The sequence below is a fragment of the Leifsonia sp. SIMBA_070 genome, from assembly GCF_046534635.1.
GTDB lineage: Bacteria > Actinomycetota > Actinomycetes > Actinomycetales > Microbacteriaceae > Leifsonia.
This window is the reverse complement of sequence record NZ_JAWRYK010001090.1, coordinates 1-228: the sequence shown is the minus strand read 5'-3', so window position 1 is coordinate 228 and position 228 is coordinate 1. Positions and strand designations below refer to the sequence as shown.

1 protein-coding gene is annotated in these 228 nt (G+C 26.8%); it reads left to right on the top strand.

Annotated features, from left to right (window positions below; all coding sequences use genetic code 11):
- Nucleotides 1-228, top strand: a 228-nt coding sequence (locus SB754_RS23510) for a hypothetical protein (protein WP_410784639.1), incomplete at both ends; no start/stop codon positions are given.

The following is a 228-nucleotide window of genomic DNA, read 5'->3' as shown; positions in this document are numbered from 1 at the left end:
AGATTTAATGAAGAGGAGTTGGTTTCAAATGAAGGAAACTCAGGAGAAATAGAAAAGCATAAGATTGAAAAAATCTTGTATAACAAAGGAAATAATGAGCTTGAGATTTATGTTTTGAATTATGGTGTTACTTTAAAAAGAACAATTACTTTTTTGGATCAACATAGAATTAATGTTAATTATCGCTTTTTTGTTGATTCTGAAAGCAACAAGAATATTGGATATGAT